Source organism: Elusimicrobiaceae bacterium, from assembly GCA_017528825.1.
Classification (GTDB): domain Bacteria; phylum Elusimicrobiota; class Elusimicrobia; order Elusimicrobiales; family Elusimicrobiaceae; genus Avelusimicrobium.
In genome coordinates, this window is the sequence record JAFXOI010000031.1 from 102102 (window position 1) to 112181 (window position 10080).

Annotated in this window: 9 protein-coding genes; 5 read left to right on the forward strand and 4 right to left on the reverse strand. The window is 46.1% G+C overall.

Going from position 1 to position 10080, the window contains the following annotated elements:
• Positions 1 to 72 precede the first annotated feature (72 nt).
• From gltA to IKN49_06010, 4 genes are read left to right on the forward strand one after another with little or no spacing between them, the layout of a single operon-like run.
• On the forward strand, positions 73 to 1461 hold the full coding sequence (gltA, locus tag IKN49_05995) for an NADPH-dependent glutamate synthase (GenBank protein ID MBR3632589.1): 1389 nt from the start codon (positions 73 to 75) through the stop codon (positions 1459 to 1461).
• Between the two features lies 1 nt (position 1462).
• On the forward strand, positions 1463 to 2317 hold the full coding sequence (locus IKN49_06000; GenBank protein ID MBR3632590.1) for a sulfide/dihydroorotate dehydrogenase-like FAD/NAD-binding protein: 855 nt from the start codon (positions 1463 to 1465) through the stop codon (positions 2315 to 2317).
• Positions 2318 to 2320: 3 nt separating this feature from the next.
• On the forward strand, positions 2321 to 3709 hold the full coding sequence (gene purB, locus IKN49_06005; GenBank protein MBR3632591.1) for an adenylosuccinate lyase: 1389 nt from the start codon (positions 2321 to 2323) through the stop codon (positions 3707 to 3709).
• Positions 3702 to 4718: an adenylosuccinate synthetase gene (locus tag IKN49_06010; GenBank protein MBR3632592.1), complete on the forward strand. Its 1017-nt coding sequence runs from the start codon at positions 3702 to 3704 to the stop codon at positions 4716 to 4718. The genes purB and IKN49_06010 overlap by 8 nt, the downstream gene beginning before the upstream one ends.
• Before the next feature lie 68 nt (positions 4719 to 4786).
• On the opposite strand, the gene IKN49_06015 is transcribed toward IKN49_06010, so the two are convergent.
• The 3 genes from IKN49_06015 to adhE form a co-directional block, all read right to left on the reverse strand.
• Positions 4787 to 5062, reverse strand: coding sequence for a hypothetical protein (locus IKN49_06015; GenBank protein ID MBR3632593.1), 276 nt, complete (start codon positions 5060 to 5062; stop codon positions 4787 to 4789).
• A gap of 36 nt (positions 5063 to 5098) precedes the next feature.
• On the reverse strand, positions 5099 to 5782 hold the full coding sequence (locus tag IKN49_06020; protein MBR3632594.1) for a hypothetical protein: 684 nt from the start codon (positions 5780 to 5782) through the stop codon (positions 5099 to 5101).
• Between the two features lie 117 nt (positions 5783 to 5899).
• On the reverse strand, positions 5900 to 8545 hold the full coding sequence (gene adhE / locus IKN49_06025) for a bifunctional acetaldehyde-CoA/alcohol dehydrogenase (protein MBR3632595.1): 2646 nt from the start codon (positions 8543 to 8545) through the stop codon (positions 5900 to 5902).
• Between the two features lie 179 nt (positions 8546 to 8724).
• Between adhE and IKN49_06030 the strand changes: the two genes are divergently transcribed.
• Entirely contained in the window at positions 8725 to 9357 is a 633-nt protein-coding gene (locus tag IKN49_06030; protein MBR3632596.1) for a redox-sensing transcriptional repressor Rex, read from the forward strand.
• 17 nt (positions 9358 to 9374) lie between these two features.
• Here IKN49_06030 and IKN49_06035 read toward each other — a convergent pair.
• Positions 9375 to 10080, reverse strand: a 706-nt coding sequence (locus IKN49_06035) for a hypothetical protein (protein MBR3632597.1), incomplete at its 5' end; no start/stop codon positions are given.

A 10080-nucleotide genomic window follows, 5' to 3' on the forward strand; every position in this document is an offset into this window, starting at 1 on the left:
TTTCAATATACTATAATAAATATAATAGGGGCAGTAGCCCTGTCAATTTGCTTTTTTAATTAGGAGAAAACTATGCCTAATCCATCTACGCCGCGCCACAATGGCCCGCAGCAAGACCCCGCCGTACGCCGTACTAATTTTGAGGAAGTAGCTCACATTTTAACCCAAGATGAAGCACAAGCTGAGGCAGACCGCTGTTTGCATTGCCCTACGCATCCGTGCCAAAATGCCTGCCCGGTGGGCGTGCATATTCCGGATTTTATTGCCGCTATTAAAGCAGGCAATGTACAACAGGCCGCTTCGGAAATTATGAAGACCAGCCTGCTGCCCGCTATTTGCGGACGGGTCTGCCCGCAAGAGAAACATTGTGAAGGCCATTGTGTGCTAAAGGCCAAGTTTGGCTCGGTCAATATCGGCGGACTGGAGCGTTACACGGCCGATACTGCCCGCGCACAAGGTATTTTGCAACCGCCTACTCCTGCCGCGGCTACCGGGAAAAAAGTGGTGTGTATCGGGTCTGGGCCGTCTTCGTTGGCGTGTGCGGCCGAACTGCGCCGCGCCGGACATGAAGTGACGGTGCTGGAGGCCTTGCATGCCTATGGCGGGGTGTTGCGTTATGGCATTCCGTCTTTCCGTTTGCCACGTGAAGTAATTAATAAAGAAATCGAAACCGTGCAGGCCATGGGCGTTTCTTTTAAGACGGATGTATTAGTGGGAGCCACTATTTCTCTGCAAGAATTGCGCAAGCAATATGACGCGGTGTATATCGGCTCGGGGGCCGGTCTGCCGATGATGTTGGGGATACCGGGAGAAAATGCCGTAGGAGTATATAGTGCTAATGAATTTTTGACTCGTATTAATCTCATGCAAGCCTATAAATTTCCGAAAACGGATACTCCTATTAAGGTGGGCAAACACGTAATTGTGCTCGGCGGCGGTAATAGTGCCATGGATGCCGCGCGCTGTGCGATGCGCTTGCAACCCGAAACAGTTACGATTGCATACCGCCGCAGCCGTGAGGAAATGCCTGCTCGCGTGGCCGAGGTGGAACATGCGCAGGAAGAAGGTGTCATTTTCGAGTATTTAGTAACACCGAAAGAAGTGGTAAAAGATGAAAATAATCATGTAACCGGTTTGCGCTTTACTCGCAATGAGCTAGGCGCTCCGGATGAAAAAGGCCGTCGAAGACCGGTGGAAATTGCCGGTTCTGATTTTGTGATGCCGGCTGATACCGTTATCGTTGCTATCGGACAACGCCCCAACCCCACTATTTCTAAAACTACACCGGATTTAAAAGTTACCGAGCGTGGGGTTATTGCGTTAAATGAAAAAGGAGAAACTTCCTTACCAGGTGTGTTTGCGGGTGGGGATATTATCCGGGGTGGTGCCACGGTGCTACTGGCGATGAAAGACGGGATTGAAGCCGCCCGGAAAATCAACACGTATTTAGAGGGAAAATAAGATGCAAGAGAACGAAATTTTAGTTAAAGAACAACTCAATGAAGTGGTGATGAAATTTGTTATTTATAAGCCGCTGATTGCCGCATCCGCTCAGGCGGGACAATTTGTCATTTTGCGCGGCCGAGAAGGGGGGGAACGGGTGCCGGTGACTTTGGTGGATTGGGACCCAAAACAGGGTACAATTACGGTCATTATTCAATCTATCGGCAAATCGACATTTATGTTTAATTCACTACAAAAGGGTGACCGTTTCTTGAACATTTTAGGGCCGCTGGGTACGCCGGTAGAAATGAAGAAATACGGCGCGGTGGCGGTCATTGGCGGCGGAGTAGGCATTGCCGAAGTATATCCGATTGCCAAAGCACTCAAAGCGGCCGGCAATAAAGTAATTTCTATCTTGGGGGCGCGCACCAAAAGTTTGCTAATTTTGGAAGAAGAAATGAAAGCGGCTTCTGACCAAATTATTTGTTGTACCGATGATGGCAGCTATGGTCAAAAAGGGATGGTAACCGATGCCTTGCGTGCTTGTGTGCAAGGTGGGGAAAACATTCAAGCCGGTTTTGTCATTGGACCGATTCCGATGATGAAATTTACTTCTAAACTCATGGTGGAATTGGGCGTGGAGCCCTATGCTAGTTTGAACCCTATTATGCTGGACGGTACTGGGATGTGCGGCGGGTGCCGCGTCACGGTAGAGGGAAAAGTGCGTTTTGCGTGTGTGGAAGGGCCGATGTTTCCGGCCCGCACGATTGATTTTGATGAACTAATTCGTCGTACCGGCGAATATAAAGATCGTGAAAAATTAGCGGTAGAAAATTTTGAAAAAGATCATCAATGTAAATTGGGATTGCACTAATTTATGAATAACGATGACGTGTTGAGCCCGTTGGACGGGCGTTATCAAAAGCAAGTGGAAGCGTTGGCGCAAGTGTGCGGGGCACGTGCGTTTGCCGCCGCGCGGGTGCGTGCGGAGGTGGCGTGGCTGCTGACTCTAAATGAATTACATCTTTTTGCTCCGCTCCCAAAAGCGGCCTTGACGCTACTGGATAAATTGCCGCATTTAACGGAGAAAGATTTACAAACATTAGACGCTATTGAAAAAGTCGGTTCTGCTCGTCGGCCGGCCACACGTCATGACGTGAAAGCAGTAGAGTATTTTGTGGCAGATCAGCTGGCCGCACATCGTTTGCAAACTTATACATCGTGGGTACATTTTGCCCTGACTAGCGAAGATATTAACAGTGCGGCTTATGCTCAGTTGTTGTCAGATGCTGTGGGTGTGATATTGCCTCAACTGGAAATGTTACGTAAAAATTTAGCCGTACTGGCGCGCAAATATGCCGGAGCGATTTTGCTGGCGCGTACGCACGGTCAGCCTGCAGTTCCCACTACTTTCGGACGGGAATTGAGAGTCTTTGAAAATCGTTTGGCGCGGCAACTTGCGCAATTAAAAGCTCAGCAAATTTCTTGCAAATTTGGCGGTGCCGTGGGAGCGTACAATGCTCACGTGGCGGCATTTCCGTCGGTGAATTGGACAGGTGCGGCTAAATCTTGGGTCAAGAAATTAAACCAAGGGCGCAAGACTAAGATTTCTCTCTCGCCCATTTCCACGCAGATTGATCCGCGTGATAGCTATGCGGAATTGTTTGATACCTTACGGCGCATTCATATTATTTTGCTAGGGCTGAGCCGTGATATGTGGCAGTATATTTCCAGTGGACTGGTGAAGCAAAAAGCGGTATCTACGGAAGTGGGTTCCTCGACAATGCCACAAAAAATTAATCCTATTGATTTTGAAAATGCCGAGGGGAATTTGGGGTTGGCTAATGCCCTGCTTACTTTTTTTAGTGAGAAATTGCCTCTTTCTCGTTTGCAGCGGGATTTGTCAGATTCCACGGTGCTACGCAATATAGCGGTAGCGTTTGGGCATGGAGTAGTGGCTTATCAAGGTTTACTCAAAGGCCTTGCTAAAATTACTTTTGATACGGCGGCGGCACGTGAGGAGTTAGCGGCGCACCCCGAGGTATTGGCGGAGGCCTATCAAATTTTACTACGGGCGGCCGGTGTGCCAAATGCCTATGAGCAGGTAAAAGATTTAATACGCGGCCACTCGGTTACACAAGAAGATTTGGAGCAGTTTGTGCAAAAGTTACAGGTACCTAAAACTACAAAACAAAAATTGCTTGCTTTAACGGCCGGGCAGTACATCGGCCTTGCCCAAAAACAAGCGCGAGGTGAATATGATTGATATTGTATGCGGTGGTCAAGCCGGAGATGAAGGAAAAGGTAAAATTTCGGCCTATTTGTCTTATAAAGGCGATTATGATTATTGTGTGCGGGTGGGCGGTCCTAATGCCGGTCACACCGTGGTAATGGACGGTAAATCATATACGTTGAAAAACATTCCGTCCGGATTTTTAAATCCACATACCAAATTGGTATTGGGCGCCGGGGCGTACACCAAAACGGAATGGTTACTTAAAGAAGTAGAACTAACAGGCACGCGTGACCGCCTTATTATTGACCCGCATGCGGTGCTGATTACCGATGAACAAACGGCCGCAGAGCAAGGTGCGGGACACTTTATGAAACATATCGGCAGTGTGGGCACGGGCCTTGGCCAAGCGGTGAAAGACCGCATTGAACGGCGCGACGTGAAATTTGCCAAAGATGAGCCGTTACTCAAAGAATTTATCCAAGACGTACCGGAATTGTTGAACGGTGCTTTAGATAAAGGACAACATATTTTGTTAGAAGGAACGCAGGGAATCAAATTGTCTTTACTGCACGGTGAATATCCGTTTGTGACTTCACGCGATACCACGGCTTCTACCTTTTTGGGGGAAGCAGGTTTAGGACCTAAGAGCGTGCGCGATGTGTATGTGGTGTTTAAGCCGTATGTTACGCGCGTCGGGCCGGGACCGGTGGAGAAAGAAATGACCGATGAAAAAGACTTGGAAATTTATCATACCAAGGGGCATGAAATCGGCAGTGTGAGCAAACGCTTACGCCGTGTGGGTGAGTTTGAAAAAGCTTCGGCGGCGCGTGCGATTATGATTAACAATGCAACTAAAATTGCCATTACGCATATTGATATGTTTGAAGGAAATGACCATATTAAAAGTTATGCGGATTTCACGCCTCAAGCCCAGGAATTTTTGGAAAGCCTTAAAGCCCTTTCCAAGGAAGTGTATCCACATCCGAAAATCGCCCTTATTTCCACCGGGCCGGATATGGAAGACACCTTGGTCTTGTAGTACGCAAGACGATTTTTATACAGAAAAAACCCCTGCCAAATGGCAGGGGTTTTGAAAATGGTTTATTCTTATTCTTCTTCTGTTTCGTTATACTCGCGCACAAAAAGCAAAATGTACGCCAGCAGTGAGGCTCCAAAGAACATCAAGAAACAATAAGAGAACCACCATAACTGTGTAAAGCGGTTATAATCTAATTGAATAGACTGCCACATCAAAGAACCTAAAATATACAACAAATAGGTCCATACCACTATGGTCAGCAGTTTTACTACCACATCTATACTGCCCCACAAAAATCCCTTTGCTTGAAAAGGTTTAATAAAAAGAGAATGTAACATAGTCATAGTTTATTGTATGTTTCCTGTAGTTAAATGTCAACTTTATTGTTGAAAAGCGGGATCCGTAGCGTTATAGCCAAAATCCGAAGGACCCATTACGCCATCGTCCAAAAAGTCAGCCGGCACGGCACCGTTATCGGTCGGATTAGTAGCCAGCGGATCATTTTGCAAAGCCTGCGCTTCTTGCACTTGTGCCGAAGGAGCGGCGGCAGGTTTTTCCGCAGGGGCTACTTTTGCGGAAACAGCGTTATCCGCTTTTACCTGGCGTTTCGGTTTGCCGGCATTTTTGTTTCGTTTGGCCGGTTTTTGTTGTTTATCCGTTTTATCGGCAGCGTTTTGTTGCAAAGCCTCCATCGCCGTTTCATGGGCTTGTTCGGCTGACATGCGCGGCATCGTGTCATTGCGGAACGGCGGATAGGTTTTGCGGTCTAAATATTCCTTGGACACCGGAGTATCGTTGGGAACCGTTTTGATTTGAGTTTGCGGAGCTTCTTTTTCCTTGGCATTTTGTTTTTGTTTAGGAAATTGTACCGAGTACGTTTCAGACCATACTATCTCCGTAGTATCGGCGGGAGCTTCGGGTGTTTGGTCTTCTTCCAAGCAGTAATTAATTTTTTCCTGGGTTGTTTTATTCAGATTTTTATCCACCCGTGAAACACAATTCGAGGCGGCCCATGCGGGCGTAGTAACGGCTATAGCGAGTAAAGTGATCCATATGGTTTTCATAATAGACTCCTATGTTTAGATAATTTCATTATAGCAAAAGGAAATAGATTTGTTTCGTTTTTCCTTCTAAAAAACAGCCCCTGAAAGTTCAGGGGCTGTTTAGAATAAGAATATTGCTTATTTATTCTTTTTGTGTTTGACGGGTTCGCCGTAATACGCTTTGAGGAAGATTTCTTTAATTTCGCTCACCAGCGGATAGCGGGCATTGGCTCCGGTGCATTGGTCGTCAAACGCTAAGACGGACAGTTTATCCAAGTTATCCAAGAACTCTTTTTCCGGAATACCATATTCCTTAATAGATTTAGGAATATTAAGTTGATCTTTGAGTTCTTGTATCATGTCAATGAGTTTCTGCACTTTGACATCTTTATCGTCGCCTAAATTATGTTGCGGCAATAAGTAGTCAATAATCTTGGCATAACGACCTTTGACAAACGGATAGCGATATTGCGGGAACAGCCCCTGTTTGGTGGGTTTGTCCGTAGCGTTGTAATCAATGACATAGGTCAGTAACATAGCATTGGCTAACCCGTGTGGTACGTGATACATAGCTCCTAATTTATGTGCCATGGAGTGATTTAATCCCAAGAAGGCATTGGCAAATGCCATACCGGCAATCGTGGCGGCATAATGCATTTTTTCGCGGGCATTGATGTCTTGCGCACCTTTATCGTAAGAATTTTTCAAGTATTTGAACACCAAGCGCATGGCCTCTAAAGCTTGCCCTTCCGTAAAGTTGGTGGAGAAGATAGAGGTATACGCTTCGATCGCGTGTGTTAATACATCTAACCCTGAAAAAGCCGTGAGCGATTTGGGCATGTGTAACACAAATTCCGGGTCAATAATGGCCATATCCGGAGTTAAAGCGTAGTCCGTAATGGCGTATTTGGTGCCGGTTTTTTCGTCTGTAATAATCGTAAACGGAGTTACTTCAGAACCGGTGCCGGAAGTGGTCGGGATAGCGACCATCGTGGCCTTTTTACCCAAGGGAGGAGCGGCATAAATACGTTTGCGGATATCCATAAAGCGCATGGCGATATCTTCAAAGCTGGTGTTGGGGTTTTCATACATCAACCAAACCATTTTGGCTTCGTCCATAGCAGAGCCGCCGCCTAAACCGATAATTACATCCGGTTGCCAGAAATTGGCAATATTTAAGGCATCGGTTACGTTGGCAATGTTCGGATCGGGTAATACATTGGAAAATACGCGGAACTTAATGCCTAGTTCTTCTAATACGTTCGTTACAGTGCGCACGTGGCCTAGCTGTTCCATGGTTTTATCGGTAATGATGTAGGCGCGTTGCTTATCGGCCAGTTCAGCCAGGGCCTGTTGTAAGGCACCGCGTTTGAAATAAATCTTTTGCGGTACTTTGTACCAGTACATATTTTCGCGGCGTTCCGCGACGGATTTTACGTTCATAAGATGTTTCACTCCGATATTTTCACTGACCGAGTTACCGCCCCAAGAGCCGCAACCCAATGTGAGCGAGGGGGCCAACTTAAAGTTGTACACATCGCCGATAGCACCTTGAGAAGAAGGCATATTGATTAAGGTACGCGCGGTGGGCATATCTTTAAATAAGTCAATGTGTTCTTCGTTTGATTCATTGGTGTATAACACAGACGTGTGTCCTGCACCACCGTATAAGATTAAGTCCTTTGCCAGTTGTACGGCTTGGGCAAAATCTTTGGCACGATAGAAGGCTAATACAGGAGAGAGTTTTTCACGCGCAAAGGGCTCTTCATCAGATATCTTGGTAGCTTCTGCAATTAAAATCTTGGTATTAGCGGGCACTTTAATACCGGCCATTTGGGCAATTTTCTCGGCACTTTGACCGGCAATGGCGGAGTTTAATTTGCCGTCTTTAACGATAGTATCACCCAATTTTTTGCGGTCTTTTCCGGTAACAAAATGGCAACCGCGTGCGATAAATTCTTTTTTCACTTCTTCGTATACAGGATCTTCTACGACGACGGATTGTTCGCTGGCGCAGATAGTGCCGTTATCAAAGGTCTTACTCATAATAATGGAGCTAACGGCCATTTTAATATCGGCGGTGGCATCAATCACTACCGGAGTATTTCCGGCACCTACACCAATAGCCGGTTTACCGGAAGAATAGGCCGCTTTTACCATACCTGGGCCACCGGTGGCCAAAATTAAGCTAATGTCTTTGTGATGCATGAGTGCATTAGAAAGCGGCATGGTGGGATTGTCAATCCAGCCAATAATGTCTTTTGGGGCTCCGGCTGCTACGGCGGCATCTAACACAATTTTAGCCGCGGCAATCGTGCAGTTTTTGGCGCGCGGATGCGGAGAGAAAATAATACCGTTACGGGTTTTTAAAGCGAGCAAGCTTTTGAAAATAGCGGTAGAAGTCGGGTTAGTGGTGGGAATAACCCCGGCAATCAGTCCAATCGGCTCTGCCACTTGGCGGTAGCCAAAAGAATCATCATCCGATAATACCCCACAGGTTTTGGTATCTTTGTATTGATTGTAAATATATTCAGAGGCAAACTGGTTTTTGATTACCTTATCTTCCATAACGCCCATCTTGGTTTCTTCCACGGCAATTTGAGCCAATGGAATGCGTTGCATATTCGCAGCGATAGCGGCCGCACGGAAAATCTTATCCACTTGTTCTTGGCTGTAAGTAGCGTAGAGGCGTTGGGCCTTTTTCACTTTTTCTACAATTTGGTCCAAGTGGGCCAGTTCCGCTGCGGTAGCAACGGCCGGGGTTGGTTTTTTCTTTTCTGCCATATAACACTCCTTTGTTAAATGTAGTAAAAAATCTATTTTAGATATTTTTATATCTATATCTTATATATTTTCTTTGATTGTGTCAATATTTCGTCTGATTAAAAAATAATTAGTTGACAAATAAAACAGAAATAAATATGATATTAGATATCAAAATATCTAGTTGTAGAGAGGCATCTATGGGCATTTTTTTCAGACGGAAAACGGTGAGCGTTCAAACCATTCGCCGCTTGCCGCAATACTTGCGTATTTTAAAGCAATGGCACACATATGGACGCGAAATGGCTTCTTCTACTGAATTATCGGGGCAGACTCATTTGCCAGTGATTGTGGTAAAAAAGGATTTACAAGCGGTACAAGCTCCCAGTAAGCGGCGGGCCGGATTTTTGGTACAAGGGACGATTAAGGCCATTGAAAAATTTTTGGGGTGGAATAATTTAAGCAAAGCATTTTTAGTAGGGGCCGGACACTTGGGGGGAGCTTTGCTGGGGTTTGACGGACTGAAACAACACGGGCTGGAAATTGTAGCTGCTTTTGATACCAATGCCAAACGGGTAGGCACGGAAATACACGGCGTGCCTGTTTATCATACGACCCAACTTAAAACACTTATTGAAGAGAAAGGACTTAAAATAGCGGTACTAACCGTGCCCAGTACCGCCGCACAAGGGATTACCGATACGCTGGTGGCCTGCGGTATTAAAGCGATTTGGAATTTTGCCCCGGTGCAACTGGTGGTGCCGCCCGGCGTGGTGGTGCAACAAGAAGACATTGCCGCCGGGCTAGCCGAACTGTGTTCTAAATTGCAGTAACTATCGTTTGCAGCATTTTAGCATTTTGGTGCATCCGATGGACAATACTCTCCCTCACAACAACCGGTGCCGGAGTAAGATGCAGCATTGCAAGCTAAAGAAGGATAATTGGCTATACATTTTCCTCCATCTTTAATACGGGCTAATTCACAACCAGCAAAAACATTAGCTACACAACTTCCTCCATTTTCAACAATTACATTTACACAACCATGATGGTCAGTAGGAACACAGGATGCTCCATCTTTGACAACACTTCCTCCGCAGGCCCATCCCTGAGAACAAATCAGTATGCCTTCTGCGCCTATGGTTTTTCCAGTTAGATTTTCATATCCACATTGATTTTCCTGTCCAGAGATTACTCCCATTCCTAAATCTGTACAGCGCTCTTCAGTAGTCTTATAACATTTTGTTCTACTGGTGCTCCAAGAGCGGCTGGCATTATCACACGTAGCTTTATCAATCTCTTGGTCCAACAGGTATCCGGTATAGCCATCTGCGGAAGTTAAATCTTGGCCCATGAGTAGCTTTCCGCAAAGTCTTTCCGCCCGTTCATCTCCGGTTTTGGCCTCACAATGTAACTGCCCGGCAAATTTCGGGTTATCATCTAAATAACTAGCCAGTCGTACATTAGGCAACTTACTATTCGTAACCCGGATGACATTGGGGTCGGCCGTATTATTAGGTGTTACTAAAGCAAAGGTTAAATCTGCATTATTCATA

What these genes read in the sequence shown, in the direction of transcription:
- gltA (MBR3632589.1), top strand. Translation starts at nt 73, where the DNA reads ATGCCTAATCCATCTACGCCGCGCCACAATGGCCCGCAGCAAGACCCC.
- IKN49_06000 (MBR3632590.1), top strand. Translation starts at nt 1,463, where the DNA reads ATGCAAGAGAACGAAATTTTAGTTAAAGAACAACTCAATGAAGTGGTG.
- purB (MBR3632591.1), top strand. Translation starts at nt 2,321, where the DNA reads ATGAATAACGATGACGTGTTGAGCCCGTTGGACGGGCGTTATCAAAAG.
- IKN49_06010 (MBR3632592.1), top strand. Translation starts at nt 3,702, where the DNA reads ATGATTGATATTGTATGCGGTGGTCAAGCCGGAGATGAAGGAAAAGGT.
- IKN49_06015 (MBR3632593.1), bottom strand. Translation starts at nt 5,062, where the DNA reads ATGACTATGTTACATTCTCTTTTTATTAAACCTTTTCAAGCAAAGGGA.
- IKN49_06020 (MBR3632594.1), bottom strand. Translation starts at nt 5,782, where the DNA reads ATGAAAACCATATGGATCACTTTACTCGCTATAGCCGTTACTACGCCC.
- adhE (MBR3632595.1), bottom strand. Translation starts at nt 8,545, where the DNA reads ATGGCAGAAAAGAAAAAACCAACCCCGGCCGTTGCTACCGCAGCGGAA.
- IKN49_06030 (MBR3632596.1), top strand. Translation starts at nt 8,725, where the DNA reads ATGGGCATTTTTTTCAGACGGAAAACGGTGAGCGTTCAAACCATTCGC.